The following is a 17,006-nucleotide window of genomic DNA, read 5'->3' on the forward strand; positions in this document are numbered from 1 at the left end:
GTGGGCCAGCCGATTCCTCCCTGACTCACCCACCTGGGAGATTCACGTCCTACTTCAGACTACGGTGCCCGCCAAGGGACCCGCGCCAGCGGTGCGGGGCGGGACCTCCACTGGGCGGATGACCCGATGACACCGGGACGCCACCGCGCCGCGATCTGGATCACCCACGTATGTGCTGTTCCCACCCACTGACCGGTTGAAAAGCGTTCGCCCTGCTTCGCTCGCGCGGGCGCCGTCCGGACCCCTCATCCCGTGCTCCGCGCTGACCTGCGACGACACTCCGGCCAGAAATTTCTTCGAGGAAATCTCGCAGCAGTGCAAACCTCCGGCGCCACCCGTCCGTCTTACATCACGTATGGCCCGGCGCGAGCGGGGCGCCGGGCCATACACCTCGCTTCCCCGCAGCTTCCCCTTCATCGGGGAGCGCACGGCCCCGGCGCCCCGCGTTCCGCGCCAGGCGGCCTCAGACCACCGTCAGCGGCAGCGACCGCCCCGGATCGCTCGGACCGATCTGGATCTCGGTGCCCATCGTGGGGCAGACCCCGCAGTCGTAGCAGGGGCTCCACCGGCAGTCGTCGACCTCGACGGACTCCTCGCCGTACAGCGCGTCCTGCCAGTCCTGCCACAGCCAGGCGCGGTCGAGGCCGGCGTCCAGGTGGTCCCAGGGCAGCACCTCGTCGGCGCCGCGTTCGCGCACGGTGAACCAGTCCATGTCCACCGGCTCCTCGGCCAGCGCCTTCTCGGCGCACTCGGCCCAGCGCTCGTAGGAGAAGTGCTCGCTCCAGCCGTCGAAGCGCCCGCCTGCGCGCCAGGCCTCCTCGATGACGCGGCCTACCCGCCGGTCGCCGCGCGAGAGGAGCCCTTCGATGATGGAGGGCCGCCCCTCGTGGTAGCGCAGGCCGATCGCCTTGCCGTAGCGGCGGTCGGAGCGCAGTTCGGCCTTGAGCTTGTGCAGCCGCGCGTCGACCAGCTCGTAGGGGGTCTGGCCCGCCCACTGGAACGGGGTCTGCGGCTTGGGGACGAACCCGCCGATGGAGACCGTGCAGCGGATGTCGGAGCGCCCGCTGACCTCGCGCCCGGTGCGGATGACCTCCTTGGCGAGGTCGGCGATGGCGAGCACGTCCTCGTCGCTCTCGGTGGGCAGTCCGCACATGAAGTACAGCTTCACCTGGCGCCACCCGGCGGCGTAGGCCGCGGTGACGGTGCGGATCAGGTCCTGCTCGGTGACCATCTTGTTGATGACGCGGCGCATCCGCTCGCTGCCGCCCTCGGGCGCGAAGGTCAGGCCGGAGCGCCGGCCGTTGCGGGTGAGCTCGTTGGCGAGGTCGATGTTGAACGCGTCGACCCGCGTCGAGGGCAGCGACAGGCCGGTGTTGGTGCCCTCGTAGCGGTCGGCCAGACCCTTGGCGACCTCGCCGATCTCGCTGTGGTCGGCGCTGGACAGCGAGAGCAGCCCCACCTCCTCGAACCCGGATGAGCGCAGCCCCTGGTCGACCATCTGAGTGATGGTCTCCTTGCTGCGCTCGCGCACCGGGCGGGTGATCATCCCGGCTTGGCAGAAGCGGCACCCGCGCGTGCAGCCGCGGAAGATCTCCACGCTGTAGCGCTCGTGGACCGACTCCGCCAGCGGCACGATGGGGTTCTTCGGGTAGGGCCAGGTGTCGAGGTCCATGACCGTGTGCTTCTGCACGCTCCAGGGCACGCCCTCGCGGTTGGGCGTGTAGGAGGCGATGCGCCCGTCGGGGTGGTAGGCCACGTCGTAGAAGCGCGGCACGTACACGCCGCCGCCTTCGGCCAGCCGCAGCAGCAGGCCGTCGCGCCCGCCGGGCCGGCCCTCGCGCTTCCACTCGCGGACGACCTCGGTGATGGCCAGCGTGATCTCCTCGCCGTCGCCGAGGACGACCGCGTCGAGGAAGTCGGCGATGGGCTCGGGGTTGAACGCCGAGTGGCCGCCGGCCAGCACGACGGGGTGGTCGCCGGTGCGGTCGGCCGCATACAGCGGTATGCCGCCCAGGTCCAGCGCCGTGAGCATGTTGGTATAGCCCATCTCGCTGGCGAAGCTGATACCGAGGACGTCGAACGCCGCGACCGGCCGGTGGGCGTCGACCGTGAACTGGGGCACGCCGTGCTCGCGCATCAGCTGCTCCAGGTCCGATCCGACGGCGTAGCTGCGCTCGGCGAGCACGCCCTCGCGCTCGTTGAGGACCTCGTAAAGGATCTGCACGCCCTGGTTTGGCGCCCCCACCTCGTAGGCGTCGGGGTACATCAGCGCCCAGCGGACCTCGGCGTCGTCCCAGTCGCGCACGACGGAGTTGAGCTCGCCCCCGACGTACTGGACCGGTTTCTGCACACGTGGAAGCAAGGCTTCCAGCTGCGAAAACACGCTTTCGATGGGCATCGTGGTTCCCCTGCGTCGGCTCTCGCGGAATCTCCCTGTCGAGCCTCCCAGCTTAGCCACCGGATGCGGGCCCACCTTGCAGAGCGCAGCCCGGGCCGAGCACAGCGGGACCGGCGCGGGCCGGGCGGAGTCCAGCGCGGCCGGCCGCGGCTCAGTGGACGCCGCGTTCGCGGGCGTGCACGTTGAACACCAGGCCCAACGCCGCCATGTTGGCCACGGCCGCGGTGCCGCCGTAGGAGACGAACGGAAGCGGGATGCCCGTGATGGGCGCCACGCCGAGGGTCATGCCGATGTTGATCAGGCTCTGGAACCCAAGCCAGGTTGCCGCGCCGACGCACAGCAGCCGGGCGTAGGGGTCGCCGCTCCGGCCCGCGGTGCGCAGGATGCGCCACATCACGAAGGCGAGCAGCCCGATGATCACGGCGCCGCCGACGAAGCCCAGCTCCTCCCCGGCCACCGTGAAGATGAAGTCGGTGTGCTGCTCGGGCACGAACCGGCCGCGGGTGTGCTCGCCTTCGAGCAGGCCCGTGCCGTTGAGCCCGCCCGAGCCCACCGCGATCATCGACTGGTTGGCGTTGTAGCCGGTGCCGCGCGGATCGGCGCTGGGGTTGAAGAAGGTGGTGAAGCGCTCCAGCTGGTAGTCCTTGAGCAGGCCGAACCACCACACGCTGAACGCTGCGAGCAGGCCGCAGCCCACCAGGCCGGCCACCCACCGCACCGGGGCGCCCGACAGCAGCAGCATGCCCATGTAGGTGCCGGTGAGCACCATCGCGGTGCCGAGGTCGGGCTGGGCGAGGATCAGCCCCAGCGGCGCCGCCAGCACCGCCAGACTGAACAGCACGTCGCGGGAGGTGGGCGCGAACTCGCCGTCGCGGGGTTCGCCCAGCAGCACGGCCACCGCCAGGAGCAGGCCGAGTTTGGCGAGCTCGCCGGGCTGCATCTGCAGGCCGGCGACGACCAGCCAGGAGCGCGACCCGTTGATGGTCTCGCCCAGCGGTGTCAGGACCAGGGCCAGGCCCAGCACGGCGGCGAGGTAGACGAAGGGCGCGTAGGCGCGGGAGACCCGGAAGTCCACCGCCGCCACCACCAGCAGCGCGACCGCGCCGACGGCCAGGTGGCCGACCTGGCGCTCGACGTAGCCCACGGCGCCGTCGGGGTCGGACGGATCATAGGTGGCCGACCAGACCAGCAGCACGCCGATTCCCGACAGGGCGGCGACGGCGAGCAGCATCGGCCAGTCGAGCCGGCGCGGCGCGGCGGTGGCGACGAAGCGTCCGGCGCGTGCGGTCAGAGTCGGCGGGCTCGGTTGCGGGCTGGGAAGTGTGGTCATCGGCTACCGCCAGCGGTCGTCGTCAATGGTCGTCGAGCTGGTCGACGGAGCCGTCCGCGCGGACGCTGGGCAGCTCCGACGGCGGTGCGCCCGAGGGCAGGGCGGGCCCGCTCGGTCGGTCGCCGCCGCCCTGCTCGCCGCCGCCGGAGCCCGAGAAGCCGTAGATCCCCTCGTAGATCTTGCGCGCCACCGGCGCGGCGGCGGTGCCGCCGGTTCCGGCCTGCGGGATCAGCACCACCACCGCGAACTGCGGGTCGTCGGTGGGGGCGTAGGAGGCGAACCAGGCGGAGTCCTCGCGGTTCTGCATGGTGGCCGTGCCGGTCTTGCCGGCGATGGACACCTCGCCCTGAGGGAACCCGTCGAATGCGCCGGCGGCGGTTCCCTGCTTGGGCACCGCGGTCAGCGCACGCTGCAGGTACTTGAGGGTGCGGTCGTCCATCGGCAGCTCGCCGGCCTTGACCGGCTCGATCCTCTCGACCCGCTCGCCGTCGGCGGAGAGCAGCGCGCGTCCCACCCGGGGCTCGTAGACGGTGCCGCCGTTGGCGATGGCCGCGTAGGCGCGGGCCAGCTGGAGCGGCGTGAGGAGCATGTCGCCCTGGCCGATGGCGCGGTTGATGGCGTCGCCCGCGCGCCAGCGGTCGCCGTCGAGGCAGTGCTCGCGGGCGAGGCGCTCCAGGTAGGCCGCGTGGGAGGGATCCTCCTCGGCGACGTCGTCGTAGCCCTTCTTGGCCATCTTGCAGCTGTGCTCGCGGGTGTCCTCCCAGTACTCGCGCTTCCACCGGGCGTCGGGGACGCGCCCGCTGGACTCGTGGGGCAGGTCGATGCCCGTGGGCTCGCCGTACCCGAAACCGTGCGCCATCGCGGATACGGGGTCCCTGCCGCCCTGCTTGTCCCCGTTCCTCTTGTGGTCGTGGTACATCTCGTCGCCGAGCTTGTAGAAGACGGTGTTGCAGGAGACCACGATGGCCTTGTGCAGGCTGATGGCCCCGTGGCCGCCGCCTGCGAAGTTCTGCCAGGAGCGGCCGGCCAGGCCGACCGACCCCGGGCAGGAGTAGGAGCCGTTGAGCGACGCGCCGTTCTCCACCGCGGCCGCCAGGGTGGTGGGCTTGAACGTTGACCCCGGCGGGAACTGGCCCTGGAGCGCGCGCGAGACCAGCGGCTCGTCGGCGTCCTCGCTGAGCAGCTTGTCGTAGGTCTTCGCGTCGATCCCGCCGTTCCACACCTCGGGGTTGTAGGTGGGCCGGCTGGCCATGGCGACCACACCGCCGGTGCGCACGTCCAGGACCACCGCCGCGCCGGAGTCGGTCGGCTTGCCCTGCTGCTGCGCCTGCTCCACGGCGCTCTCCAGCGCGTCCTCGGTGATCTGCTGCACTCGGGTGTCGATGTTGGTGACCAGGTGCATGCCCGGCTCGGGCGGAGTGGCCTTGATGGTGCCGCGCACGTCGCCCTGGCTGGAGACCGCCAGGACGCGGCTGCCGGAGTCGCCGCGGAGCCGCTCGTCGTAGACGCCCTCCACGCCGCCGCGGCCGACCCGGTCCACGCCGCTGAACTCGGCACGCAGCTCCTCGCGGGCCTCGAACTCCTCCTGGGTGATGGGCTGGAGGTAGCCGAGCATCTGCGCGGCGAGCTCGTCGTGGGGGTACTCGCGCACCGCCATCTGCTGCGCGGAGATGCCGGGGAACTCACTCTTGCGCTCCATGATCTGCAGGGCGACGCGCGGGTCGACGTCCTCGGCCAGCGGGATGGGCTGGTAGGGCGAGCCCTGCCAGCACGGGCGCCCGGTCTCGGGCCCGCACAGGCGCACGCGCCCGCTCAGCTTCTCGTAGGGGCGGTCGACGAGCTCGGCGACCTTGCGCAGCACGGCCGCGCCGTCGTCGTCCTGGTTGAGCAGGGCGTGGAAGTCGGCGGTGACCGTCAGCTCGGTGCGGTTGGTCACCAGCGGACGGCCGCTGGAGTCGAGGATGCGGCCGCGGACCGCGGGCTCGATGAGCTTCTGGGTGTGGCTGGCCAGGGCGAGCTCATGGTAGTGCTCGGCCCGCGGCACCTGCATGTACCACATCCGTGCGGTCAGCCCGGCGAACAGCGCCAGCACGAGCAGCTGCACCGCGACCATGCTCGCCCGCCCTGCCGTACGCGGACGCACGGGCCCGGCCTGCGGCCGGGGGCTCCGATGGCGCCGCCCGCTGAGCAGCCTGCGCCTGCGGAGTGGTGTCATCTCCCCCATCCCTTCGCGATCCAGGGCGTGGGCAGGTCGGAGTAGACGTCGCCGGAGACCCGCCGCATCAACGGGGCCACGGGCCCCAGGACCAGCGGGCTGACCAGGAGCGTCAGAGCGGCCCCGCCGAGGACCGGCCACAGGGCCTCCGGCAGCGCGGCGCGCGGGTCGCCCAGGACGACACCGATGAGCAGGAACCCCGCGGGCACAGCGAGCGCGGCGGCCCCCGCGGCCAGATAAGGGCCCAGGCCCCAGCGCGCGTCGGAGTCGTGGACGCACGCCACGAGGTAGCCGGCCAGGCACAGCAGCAGCGCGGTCCGGCCGATCTCGTGGGCGGCCGGCGGCAGCACGTCCACCGCCAACCCGGCGGCGAAGCCGGTGACCGCCCCGGCCACCGGCGTGGACCACAGCGCGACCGCGACGACGGCCAGCAGCACGAGGTCGGGCGCCAGGCCCCAGGGCAGCGGCAGCCGGTTGACCACGACCGTCTGGACGAGCACGGCGGCCAGTACCAGCAGCGCCGAAACCGTCGCCTTCATCGTCCGTCCTCCCCGCCGGAACCGGACCCGCCGTCCGCGGCGTCGTCGCCGCCCTCGTCCCGCTTGTCCTTCTCGCCTTGTTCTTCCTGCTTGTCTTGCTTGTCCCCTTCGCCGCCCGACGCCTTGGACGGCGGGTCGGGCAGGAGGGAGTCGCGGGGGTCATCTTCGGGTCCGGCCACGATGACCCCCACGACGTCCAGTGAGCCGAAGTCGACGGCGGGCTCGGCTCTGCCCGTGCGGGTGAGCCTCCCCGGCGTCTTGTCGACCGAGGTGATGGTTCCTACGGGCACGCCCGGCACGAACGGGGTGCCGTTGAGCGAGCCCAGGGTGACGATGCGTTGTCCGGTCTTCAGCCGCGTGTCCGCGCTCATCAGCTCGAAGCGCAGCGGGTCGCCGTCGCCGGTCCCCTCGGAGCCGCCGTCGGCGACCCCGATCTCGTGGGAGCTCTCCAGCCGGGCGCCCACGGACGAGGCGTGGTCGGTCACCAGCACGACGGTTGAGGTGCCGGCTCCGGCCCGGACGATCCGGCCCACCAGGCCGTCGCCGTTGACGACGGTCATGTTCCGGCGGACGCCGTCGTCGCGCCCCACGTCGAGGGTGACGGTGTCGGAGAACCCGCGCGCGGTCACGCGGGTGACCGCCTGGGCGGGCACGATCTCGTACCCGCCCATTCCGGACAGGTGCAGCAGCTCGTCGAGCTGCTCGGCGCGCTCGGAGTCGTACTCGCGGGTCTGCAGCCGCGCGCGCAGCGCCTCGTTCTCCCGCTCCAGGCTCTCGGCGCGCTCGGCGGCGCCGAAGGCGGCAGTGGCCGTCCGGAAGGCGCCGCCGATCGGGGCGCCCGCGACCGAGACGCCCGCCGAGACCGGGCGGAAGGCGGCCTCGCCGACCGTACGCGCCGCGCTGGTGACGGGGTTGGCGCCCTCGCGGGAGTCCAGCACCACCAGCACGAGCGAGAGGGCGGCGAGGATCCCCACGACGAGCCGGGCCCGGGAACCGTCGTGGCGCATGTCAGCGCCGCCGCTCGGGGACGAGGACCTGGCTGAGCCGCTCGTAGTTCTCCACGCAGGTGCCCGAGCCCACGGCCACCGAGTCCAGCGCGTTCTCGGCCACGTGTATGGGCATGCCGGTCTCGTGGCGCAGCCGGCCGTCGAGTCCGGCCAGCAGCGCGCCGCCGCCCGTGACCGCGACGCCGCGGTCCATGACGTCGCCGGAGAGTTCGGGAGGGCATTTGTCCAGCGTGGTGCGCACCGCGTCGACGATGCTGGTCACCGGCTCCTCCACGGCCTGGCGAACGTCGCCTGCCGACATCACGACGGTCTTGGGCAGCCCGCTGATCAGGTCGCGTCCGCGCACCTCGGCGTGCAGCTCCTCGCCGCCGGTGGGAAACGCCGACCCGATGGCGACCTTGAGCTCCTCCGCGGTGCGCTCGCCGATCATCAGCGAGTACTCCTTCTTGACGTAGGTCATGATCGCCTGGTCGAGCTCGTCGCCGCCCACGCGGATCGACTGCGACGTCACGATGCCGCCCATGGAGATGACGGCGACCTCGGTGGTGCCTCCGCCGATGTCGACGACCATGTTCCCGGTGGGCTCGTGTACGGGCAGCCCGGCGCCGATCGCGGCGGCCATGGGCTCCTCGATGATGTAGACCCGCCGGGCGCCCGCCTGGTAGCCGGCCTCCTTGACCGCGCGGTGCTCCACGGCGGTGATCCCGCTGGGGACGGCGACGATGATGCGCGGCTTGGCGAAGTGGCGGCGGCGGTGGATCTTCTGGATGAAGTAGCGCAGCATGCGCTCGGTGATCTCGAAGTCCGCGATGACACCGTCCTTGAGGGGACGCACCGCCGTGATGTTGCTCGGCGTGCGCCCGATCATCTGCTTGGCGTCGATGCCGACGGCGACGATCTTCCCTGTGGAGGCGTTGAGTGCCACGACGGAGGGCTCGTTGAGCACGATCCCGCGGCCGCGGACGTAGACGAGTGTGTTGGCTGTCCCGAGGTCGACCGCCATATCGCGGCCCAAGAAGGCGAGGTTATTGTTCATGAAGCGTCCTCAGCGGCACCAAACGGGTGTGGGCCCCCACGGGGCGGTCAATACGGACTCGTTCCAGTACGGATATGGATCCAGTACCCGTATCGTAACTCTGCGCAGTCATCCGACTACGCAAACACTCCGAACGGATCAGGTGCTCGGACACCAAAAAAGCGCCGGGCACAGGCCCGGCGCTCGAGGACGCGTGGTCGCTCAGGCCCCCAGATCGGGGAAGAACAGCTTGATCTCGCGCTCAGCGGAGTAGGTCGAGTCCGACCCGTGCACGATGTTCTGCTGGACCTCCAGCGCGAAGTCGCCGCGGATGGTGCCCGGGCCCGCCGAGATGGGGTCGGTGGCGCCGGCCAGAGCACGGAAGGCCTCGACGGCGCGCTCGCCCTCGACGACCATGGCCACCAGCGGCCCGCCGGTGATGAACTCCACCAGCGAGTCGAAGAACGGCCGCTCGGCGTGCTCCTCGTAGTGGGTCTTGGCGGTGCCGGCGTCCAGCGTACGCAGGTCCATCGCGACGATCCGCAGGCCGCGGCGCTCGATGCGGGAGATAGTCTCGCCGATGATGCTGCGCCGCACGCCGTCGGGCTTGATCAGAACAAGGGTCCGCTCCACGGTGGTGACACTCCTCGGAAGTCGGTGCGGAAAGTCTCGGGGGATGCGGCGGGGTCGACACGTGGCTGCGTCCGACGCGCGGCGATGCGGCCGCCCCTGGCCGTGGCAACCTTATCGCGTCCGCGACGCCCGCGAAGCCGCTCCGCCAGGCCCCGGACCAGCGCGGACCGGCCGGATGCGGCCGCAGCGCGCACACGTGCGGCCCCCGGCGCGGACGCCCTCTAGCCCGCTGCGCCGGCCTCGCCCGGGCTCTCCTGCTGCGCGCGGCGCGCCTGCGCCGCGTCCTGGGCGTCGGTGCGCCGGCCCAGCATCACGGCCGTCACCCACAGCGCCAGGAAGAGGACGCCCAGCACCGCCAGGCCCGGCACGACGAAGCCCGTGGCCAGGAACGCCGCCTGCAGCGCCCAGCCCGCGTAGTGGGCCCAGGCGAACCGCTGCAGCATCGACAGCACGAGCGCGGCCAGGGACAGGCCGCCCCACACGGTGCCGGCCGTCGCCGGTGCGATGCCGACGATCTGGACGGCGACCGGAACGGCCAGCAGGATGACGACGAACTCCAGGGAGAGCACCATCGCGCACATCCGCCGCATGGTCAGTCCCCCTTGAGCAGGTGGCGGGCGTCGCCGGCCGTGACGACCGAGCCGGTGATCAGCACGCCGGCGCCGCTGGGTTCGCCGTCGGCCTCGGCGAGCGCGATCGCGGTGTCGATGGCGTCGTCGAGGCGCTCGGACAGGTGCACGCGCTCGGAGCCGAAGACCGGCTCGGCGATGTCGTGGAGCTGCTCGGGCGTGAGGCTGCGCGACGAGGAGTTGGTGGTGACCACGACTTCGGCGAGCAGCGGCTCCAGGGGCTCCAGGATGCCCTCGACGTCCTTGTCGGCCATGATCGACAGGACGCCGACGAGCCGGATGAACCCGAACTCCTCCTGCACGGCCTCGGACACGGCGGCCATCCCGGCCGGGTTGTGCGCGGCGTCGACCAGCACCGTGGGCGTGGTACGCAGGACCTCCAGGCGCCCGGGGGACTCGACGCCGGCCAGCGCCTCCGAGACCAGCTGGGGGTCGAGCCGCTCGTCGCCCTCGCCGGGTCCGGCGAACGCCTCGACCGCGGCCACCGCCACGGCGGCGTTGCCGGCCTGGTGTGCGCCGAACATCGGCAGGAACAGGCCCTCGTAGCCGCCGCGCAGCCCCTTCAGCGAGAGCTGCTGGCCGCCCACGGCGATGCCGCGGTGGGCGACGCCGAACTCCAGGCCTTCGCGGGCCACCTGCGCCCCGATCTCGGAGACGTGGCGCATCAGCACCTCGGCGGCGTCCAGCGGCTGCTGGGCGAGCACGGCGATGGAGTCGGGCTTGATGATGCCCGCCTTCTCCTCGGCGATGCCCTCGACGGTGTCGGGCAGGAACTCGGTGTGGTCGACGGCGATGGGCGTGACCACGGCGACGTCGGCGTCGGCCACGTTGGTGGCGTCCCAGGTGCCGCCCATGCCCACCTCGACCACGGCGACGTCCACCGGGGTGTCGGCGAAGAGCGCGTAGGCCATGCCGGTCAGCACCTCGAAGAACGACAGCGGAATCTCGTGGGAGGAGTCGACCAGCTCCACGTAGGGCCGGATGTCGTTGTAGGCCTCGACGAAGCGCTCCTCGGAGACCGGCTCGCCGTCGACGACGACGCGCTCGCGCATGGTGCGCAGGTGCGGGCTGGTGTAGCGGCCCACGCGCAGGTGGCGCTCGCGCAGCAGCGCGTCGATCATCCGGGCCGTGGAGGTCTTGCCGTTGGTGCCCGTGATGTGGATGACCCGGTAGTTGTGCTGGGGATCGCCCAGCAGGTCCATCAGCGCGCGGATCCGCTCGGTCGAGGGGTCGATGTCGGTCTCGACCCGGCGGGCGGTGATCTCGGCGGCGATCCGGGTGTACTGCTCGTGGATCCCGGCCTCACTCACGGCGCGGCCGGCGTTTCGACTGGTGTGCACACACGACCACCCTACTCACCCCCGAGGCGTGTCGGCGCCGGGCATGCGGCGGTCCGCCGTCCTCCGCGGAGGACGGCGGACCGCCGTGTCGCGCTAGTCCCGGGCCGGTCTAGCGGCCGGGGCGGTAGCGCGGCTGGCTCTGCGGGTTGAACTCGTCGTAGGTGACCTTCTCGGCCTTCCTCAGCCGGCGGTCGTCCAGCTTCAGCACGTCCAGGCCCCGCACGATGTCGGAGGAGTAGACGTGGCCGTTGTAGTAGTAGGTGGACCAGGTGTCGCTGCCGATCACACCGGTCTCCTCGTCCGGCGCCACGTCGAAGTAGCCGATCTCGCGCGGGTTCTCCGGGTCGTTGAGGTCGATGACCGAGACGCCGCCCTGGTACCAGGACTGGACGAAGTAGTCCTTGCCCGGCACCGGGATCAGCGACCCGTTGTGCGCGACGCAGACCTGCTCTCCCTGGTGGCGGTCGATCTTGAAGTAGCTCGCGAACTCCAGGCGCGGGTGCCGCTTACCGCCCTTGAGGGAGTAGATCGCGTCGGCGCCGCGCTCGGGCCCGATCTCCTCGGTGCAGGTGGGTGCGCCGCCGCCGCCGAGCTCGTCGGTGAACAGCACGGACCTGGCGTCGTTGGTGAACGTCGCGGAGTGCCAGAAGGCGAAGTTCTCGTCGCGGACGGTCTCGGTGACCTCCGGCTCCACCGGGTCGCTGATGTCGAGCATCACGCCGTCGCCCATGCACGCGGCGGCGGCGATGTCGCGCGCGGGGAAGACGGTGATGTCGTGGCAGCCCTGGGTGGGCAGCAGCAGGCCGTCCTGGTCCTCGTTCCCGCCCTCGGGGAAGATCACGGGCTCGTTGACCACCGAGGCCGAGGCGGGGTCGTCCTTGGGCACCTCGATCACCGAGATCTTGTCGTGCGGGGGCTTGCAGTTGGGATAGGAGTCGGAGGGCGCGTAGGAGGACACGTAGACGTAGTCGGTGTCGGCGTCGCCGGGCACCAGCGTGTTGGTGTGCGAACCGCAGTCGGTGCGCACCGCCCCCACGTACTTCGGCGCCGTCTTGTCGGAGAGGTCGAAGATCCGGACGCCCTCGAACGCGTCGGCGTCCTCGGGAGTGCTGGCCGGCGCACCGCACTCCTCGCTCTCGCGCGGATAGTCCACGGAGTAGTACAGCAGGTCGCCGCTCACGGAGACGTCACCCTGCCCGCCCTCGCAGAGCACGCGGCTGGCGACCTGCGGGGACGTCGGGTCGGAGATGTCGTAGACGATGAAGCCGTTGTAATTGCCGTCGATCGCGTAGTCGCCGGAGAAGGCCAGGTCCGAGCCGACGCTGTCGACCGGGGCCTGCAGCGGGACGTTGGCGAGGTGCTCGACGTTGTCGCTGGAGGTGTCGTCGGCCGCCGCGGCCGGTGCCAGGGCCGTGCCCAGCAGCAGCGCTGCGGCGGAGGCGGCCACGCCGGCGGTGAGGCGGCCGGCGCGGCGCCGGGTTCGGCGGGGGGCTGACGGGGGGACGGGGGATGCGGGTCGCATCGGCATGGATCACTCCCGGTGGTTACCTGCACGGGGCGGGTCCGTGCGGGCGGTGGCCCGCTGTCGGGGGACGGACCCGCCGGAACCGCGGGCAGAGGGCGGGTGTGTGGCGGCGGTGGGGCCACCGCCGCCACACGCCCGGGCGCTCCGCTGCCGCGGCAACGCGCAGCACGGCCCGCCGCTGGTGGCCGCGGACCGTGCTCGCGCCGTACTCGGGCGAATCAGGCAGAGCCGGGACGGTCAGCGACCGGGCCGGTACTTGGGCTGGCTCTGCGGGTTGAACTCGTCGTAGGTGACCTTCTCGGCCTTCCTCAGCCGGCGGTCGTCCAGCTTCAGCACGTCGAAGCCCTGCTGGATGTCGGAGGAGTAGACGTAGCCGTTGTAGTAGTAGGCCGACCAGGATCCGCCCAGCTGCAGCTCGTCCTGGTCGAGGGGGCCGCGGTCGAAGTAGCCGATCTCGCGCGGGTTCTTCGGATTGTTGAAGTCGATCACCGAGACGCCGCCCTGGTACCAGGACTGGACGAAGTAGTCCTTGCCCGGCACCGGGATCAGGGAGCCGTTGTGCGCGACGCAGTTCTCGGTGTCGGTCTGGTGGCGGTCGATCTTGAAGTAGCTCGCGAACTTCAGCCGCGGGTGCCCCTTGCCGCCCTTGAGGGAGTAGATCGCGTCGGCGCCGCGCTCGGGCCCGATCTCCTCGTTGCAGGTGGGGGCACCGCCGCCGCCGAGCTCGTCGGTGAAGATGACCGAGCGGGCCGTGTTGCTGAAGGTGGCCGAGTGCCAGAAGGCGAAGTTGTCGTCGCGGACGACGTCGGTGACGACCGGCTCCAGCGGGTCGCTGATGTCCATCATCACGCCGTCGCCCATGCAGGCCCCCGCGGCCATGTCCTTGCGGGGGAGCACGGTGATGTCGTGGCAGCCCTCGGTCGGGCGGAGCTCACCGCTGCCGCCGGGATTGCCCCCGTCGGGGAACAGCACCGGCTCGCTGACGACCGAGGCCGAGGCCGGGTCGTCCTTGGGCACCTCGATCACCGAGATCTTGTCGTGCGGCGTCTGGCAGTTGGGATAGGAGTCCGAGGGCGCGTAGGAGGACACGTAGACGTAGTCGGTGTCGGCGTCGCCGGGAACCAGCGTGTTGGTGTGCGAACCGCAGTCGGTGCGCACCGCGCCGACGTACTGGGGGGCGGCCATGTCGGAGAGGTCGAAGATCCGGACACCCTCGAACGCGTCGGCGTCCTCCGGTGTGCTGGCCGGAGCGCCGCACTCCTCGCTCTCGCGCGGATAGTCCACGGAGTAGTACAGCAGGTCGCCGCTCACGGAGACGTCGCCCTGCCCGCCCGGACACAGAACCTGGCTTACGACCTGCGGAGACTCCGGATCGGAGATGTCGTAGACCATGAAGCCGTTGTAGTTGCCGTCGATCGCGTAGTCGCCGGTGAAAGCGAGATCGGAATTGAAGGCGCCGTAGTCCGCGAACGGACCCTCTTTGGCGAGGTTGGCGATATGTTCGACGTTCTTACTGGTCGAGACGCCGTCCGCGGTGTCCGCGAACGCCGCCGGCGCCAGCGCCGCCGCGGCCAGAGCCGCCGTCGCGGCACCGGCGACGACCGCACCGGTCCGCCGCGCGCGAGCGCTCCATAGCAGGAAAGGCCGGGGGGATGTCGACATGTGCCCTCCTAATCCGAAGCATCCCGAATCTTAAGAAAGCTACCCATACCCCGACCGGGTTGTACAGACCACCTTCCTCACGAAACCCGAACTCAACATTCCGCGATCTTCGGCGGGGATACATTTCACATACCGCCAGCTTCATCCGCAAAAGTGGCATTGACGTGGCAAAACGGCGCCGATCGGCGACGGGAATCCTCCTCCCGCGGTGCCCGGAAGGGGCCGCGAACCAGGTCGACACTCTGGACAAGCCGTCTGCGCGGTGAGTAGACAAGCACTGGAGCGGCACCCCCGACGCCGCCGTCCCCCGTGGAAGGAGCCCCCGTGCGGAACAGGGTCCTGGCGGCCGCAGCCGCCGTCCTCCTCGCCGGCCTCACCGCCTGCACCGGCGGCGACCAGCCCGCCGACTCCGCCGACGGACCGCCCGTCCTCGCGCCGGGGGCACCCGGCGAGTCCGCCTCACCGGCCTCCCAGCAGCAGATCGACGCGGCCGCCGAGGGCCTCGAACACAACAAGGCCGACATCAGCTACGTCGCGCTGATGATCGGGCACCACGAGCAGGCGCTCGTCATGACGGACCTGGCCAAGGAGCGGATGAAGAACTCCGACCTCAAGAAGATCGCCGACCGCATCGAGACCTCGCAGGGCCCCGAGATCGAGGCGATGGAGGCGTGGCTGGAGGAGAACGTCTACGGCTCGGGCGCAAGCGACCCCGCACCGGGCGCCTGCGCACCCGAGCACGGCCACCACGGCGACGGCGGCGGCCACGACCCAGGGAAGGGCGGCTGCCCGGTCGAGGTGAACCACGCCGACATGGCCGGGATGGCCAGCCAGGAGGAGTTGGACGCGCTGGAGGCGGCCGAGGGCGCGGAGTTCGACACGATGTTCGTCGACCTGATGACCACCCACCACGAAGGCGCCATCACCATGGCCGAGGAGGCCGTGCTCGAAGGCAAGGACCCGGTCGTGCTGCGGATGGCCAACGACGTCATCGCCGAGCAGACGGCCGACATCAACCGCATGGACGAGGTCCTCGACGGCTGAGCCCGCGCCGCCGGAGCGCGGCACGCGTCCGGGCGCGCCCCGCTCGCAGCACGCGCACCCGCGCCGGGCCCGAGCGCCGGGCGGTGACCGTCGGCAGGACGCGGCGGCAGCGGTCGGAACGGCCTGAGGTACCGGTACCGCGCCGAAACGACGGCGGGCGGGCTCCCCGAGGGGAGTCCGCCCGCCGTCGTCTGCGAGCTGCGGGCGCCGAAGCGCTCAGGCGCTCTTCTCCTCGCGCTCGGGGCCCCGCTTGGTCCGCGGCACGATGGTCGGGTTCACGTGCTCCAGGACCGCCTCGCGGGTGATGATGACCTGGCCGACGTCCTCGCGGCTGGGCACCTCGTACATCACCGACAGCAGCACCTCCTCGATGATGGCGCGCAGCCCGCGTGCACCGGTGCCGCGGATGATGCCCTGCTCGGCGATGGCGTCCAGCGCGTCGTCGCTGAACTGCAGCTCGACGTTGTCCAGCTCGAACAGCCGCTGGTACTGCTTGACCAGCGCGTTGCGCGGCTCGGTGAGGATGCGGATCAGCGCCTGGCGGTCCAGGTTGTGCACGCTGGTGATGACCGGGAGGCGGCCGACGAACTCGGGGATCATGCCGAACTTGAGCAGGTCCTCGGGCATGACGTCGGTGAACTGGTCGGAGGCGTCCTCGCCGCTGGTGGCCGAGGGCCGCAGCACCGCGTTGAAGCCCATGCCCTGCTTGCCGACGCGGGACTCGATGAGCTTCTCCAGGCCGGCGAACGCTCCGCCGCAAATGAACAGCACGTTGGTGGTGTCGATCTGGATGAACTCCTGATGGGGGTGCTTGCGCCCGCCCTGCGGAGGCACGCTGGCGGTGGTCCCCTCCAGTATTTTCAGCAGCGCCTGCTGCACGCCCTCGCCGGAGACGTCGCGGGTGATCGAGGGGTTCTCGCTCTTGCGCGCGACCTTGTCGACCTCGTCGATGTAGATGATGCCGGTCTCGGCCTTCTTGACGTCGTAGTCGGCGGCCTGGATCAGTTTCAGCAGGATGTTCTCGACGTCCTCGCCGACGTAGCCGGCCTCGGTGAGCGCGGTGGCGTCGGCGATGGCGAAGGGGACGTTGAGGATCTTGGCCAGGGTCTGGGCGAGCAGGGTCTTACCCGAACCGGTGGGGCCGAGCAGCAGGATGTTGGACTTCGCGATCTCCACGTCCTCGTCGCGCGGGCGGTCGCCCTCGGACTGGACGCGCTTGTAGTGGTTGTAGACGGCGACCGACAGCGCCTTCTTCGCCTGCTCCTGGCCGATCACGTACGAGTCGAGGAACTCGTAGATCTCGCGCGGCTTGGGCAGGCTGTCCCACTTGAGCTCGGTGGAGTCGGCGAGCTCCTCCTCGATTATCTCGTTGCACAGATCGATGCACTCGTCGCAGATGTAGACGCCGGGGCCGGCAATGAGCTTCTTCACCTGCTTCTGGCTCTTGCCGCAGAACGAGCACTTCAGCAGGTCTCCACCGTCGCCGATGCGTGCCACCCAGCCACTCCTTAAAACGTAGGCCACCCCGTCATCGGCCACCCGGCGGTGCCGCGAAAGCGGATGACGTGCCCTGTCTTCGAGCAAGCTACCGCTTCTGCAGGATATGCCCTTCGCGCGAACGATGGGCGGGGCGATCTGTGCGTCGTTCCTCCGAGACTAAGCGAAGCCG

General features: G+C 70.8%; 13 protein-coding genes. 1 reads left to right on the forward strand and 12 read right to left on the reverse strand.

Annotated elements, in window-relative coordinates:
* Positions 1–463: 463 nt before the first annotated feature.
* The 11 genes from ABEA15_RS15695 to ABEA15_RS15745 all read right to left on the reverse strand — a co-directional run bounded on the left by ABEA15_RS15695 (position 464) and on the right by ABEA15_RS15745 (position 14,293).
* On the reverse strand, positions 464–2,398 hold the full coding sequence (locus ABEA15_RS15695; protein WP_345557198.1) for a TIGR03960 family B12-binding radical SAM protein: 1,935 nt from the start codon (positions 2,396–2,398) through the stop codon (positions 464–466).
* A gap of 151 nt (positions 2,399–2,549) precedes the next feature.
* Complete coding sequence (gene rodA / locus ABEA15_RS15700) at positions 2,550–3,728, reverse strand: rod shape-determining protein RodA (RefSeq protein WP_345557199.1); 1,179 nt, start codon at positions 3,726–3,728, stop codon at positions 2,550–2,552.
* A 22-nt stretch (positions 3,729–3,750) separates the two neighbouring features.
* Positions 3,751–5,841, reverse strand: a complete 2,091-nt coding sequence (gene mrdA, locus ABEA15_RS15705; protein ID WP_345557200.1) for a penicillin-binding protein 2 — start codon at positions 5,839–5,841, stop codon at positions 3,751–3,753.
* A gap of 98 nt (positions 5,842–5,939) precedes the next feature.
* Positions 5,940–6,482, reverse strand: coding sequence for a rod shape-determining protein MreD (mreD, locus tag ABEA15_RS15710; RefSeq protein WP_345557201.1), 543 nt, complete (start codon positions 6,480–6,482; stop codon positions 5,940–5,942).
* Positions 6,479–7,489, reverse strand: a complete 1,011-nt coding sequence (mreC, locus tag ABEA15_RS15715) for a rod shape-determining protein MreC (RefSeq protein WP_345557202.1) — start codon at positions 7,487–7,489, stop codon at positions 6,479–6,481. Before mreC ends, mreD begins: the two co-directional genes overlap by 4 nt.
* A 1-nt stretch (position 7,490) precedes the next feature.
* Positions 7,491–8,525, reverse strand: a complete 1,035-nt coding sequence (locus ABEA15_RS15720; RefSeq protein WP_344146683.1) for a rod shape-determining protein — start codon at positions 8,523–8,525, stop codon at positions 7,491–7,493.
* A 201-nt stretch (positions 8,526–8,726) separates the two neighbouring features.
* Positions 8,727–9,137: a nucleoside-diphosphate kinase gene (gene ndk, locus ABEA15_RS15725; RefSeq protein WP_344146681.1), complete on the reverse strand. Its 411-nt coding sequence runs from the start codon at positions 9,135–9,137 to the stop codon at positions 8,727–8,729.
* A 221-nt stretch (positions 9,138–9,358) separates the two neighbouring features.
* On the reverse strand, positions 9,359–9,727 hold the full coding sequence (locus ABEA15_RS15730) for a DUF4233 domain-containing protein (RefSeq protein ID WP_344145627.1): 369 nt from the start codon (positions 9,725–9,727) through the stop codon (positions 9,359–9,361).
* A gap of 2 nt (positions 9,728–9,729) precedes the next feature.
* Positions 9,730–11,076: a bifunctional folylpolyglutamate synthase/dihydrofolate synthase gene (locus ABEA15_RS15735; RefSeq protein WP_344145647.1), complete on the reverse strand. Its 1,347-nt coding sequence runs from the start codon at positions 11,074–11,076 to the stop codon at positions 9,730–9,732.
* 139 nt (positions 11,077–11,215) lie between these two features.
* Positions 11,216–12,628, reverse strand: a complete 1,413-nt coding sequence (locus ABEA15_RS15740) for an LVIVD repeat-containing protein (RefSeq protein WP_345557221.1) — start codon at positions 12,626–12,628, stop codon at positions 11,216–11,218.
* Positions 12,629–12,868: 240 nt separating this feature from the next.
* The gene (locus tag ABEA15_RS15745) at positions 12,869–14,293 is read right to left on the reverse strand and encodes an LVIVD repeat-containing protein (protein WP_345557203.1); all 1,425 of its coding nucleotides are present in this window, start codon (positions 14,291–14,293) and stop codon (positions 12,869–12,871) included.
* Between the two features lie 324 nt (positions 14,294–14,617).
* Here ABEA15_RS15745 and ABEA15_RS15750 point away from each other — a divergent pair, with 324 nt between their 5' ends.
* Entirely contained in the window at positions 14,618–15,337 is a 720-nt protein-coding gene (locus tag ABEA15_RS15750; RefSeq protein WP_345557204.1) for a DUF305 domain-containing protein, read from the forward strand.
* Positions 15,338–15,553: 216 nt separating this feature from the next.
* On the opposite strand, the gene clpX is transcribed toward ABEA15_RS15750, so the two are convergent.
* Entirely contained in the window at positions 15,554–16,834 is a 1,281-nt protein-coding gene (gene clpX / locus ABEA15_RS15755; RefSeq protein WP_345557205.1) for an ATP-dependent Clp protease ATP-binding subunit ClpX, read from the reverse strand.
* Between the last annotated feature and the right edge of the window lie 172 nt (positions 16,835–17,006).

Origin of the sequence: Streptomonospora halophila, assembly GCF_039542725.1 — a bacterium.
Classification (GTDB): Bacteria; Actinomycetota; Actinomycetes; order Streptosporangiales; family Streptosporangiaceae; genus Streptomonospora; species Streptomonospora halophila.

Bases quoted from the DNA above. Each gene is read 5' to 3' on its own strand.
- ABEA15_RS15720 (WP_344146683.1), bottom strand. From the start codon at position 8,525: ATGAACAATAACCTCGCCTTCTTGGGCCGCGATATGGCGGTCGACCTC.
- ABEA15_RS15695 (WP_345557198.1), bottom strand. From the start codon at position 2,398: ATGCCCATCGAAAGCGTGTTTTCGCAGCTGGAAGCCTTGCTTCCACGT.
- mrdA (WP_345557200.1), bottom strand. From the start codon at position 5,841: ATGGTCGCGGTGCAGCTGCTCGTGCTGGCGCTGTTCGCCGGGCTGACC.
- ABEA15_RS15730 (WP_344145627.1), bottom strand. From the start codon at position 9,727: ATGCGGCGGATGTGCGCGATGGTGCTCTCCCTGGAGTTCGTCGTCATC.
- ABEA15_RS15740 (WP_345557221.1), bottom strand. From the start codon at position 12,628: ATGCGACCCGCATCCCCCGTCCCCCCGTCAGCCCCCCGCCGAACCCGG.
- ABEA15_RS15745 (WP_345557203.1), bottom strand. From the start codon at position 14,293: ATGTCGACATCCCCCCGGCCTTTCCTGCTATGGAGCGCTCGCGCGCGG.
- mreD (WP_345557201.1), bottom strand. From the start codon at position 6,482: ATGAAGGCGACGGTTTCGGCGCTGCTGGTACTGGCCGCCGTGCTCGTC.
- rodA (WP_345557199.1), bottom strand. From the start codon at position 3,728: ATGACCACACTTCCCAGCCCGCAACCGAGCCCGCCGACTCTGACCGCA.
- mreC (WP_345557202.1), bottom strand. From the start codon at position 7,489: ATGCGCCACGACGGTTCCCGGGCCCGGCTCGTCGTGGGGATCCTCGCC.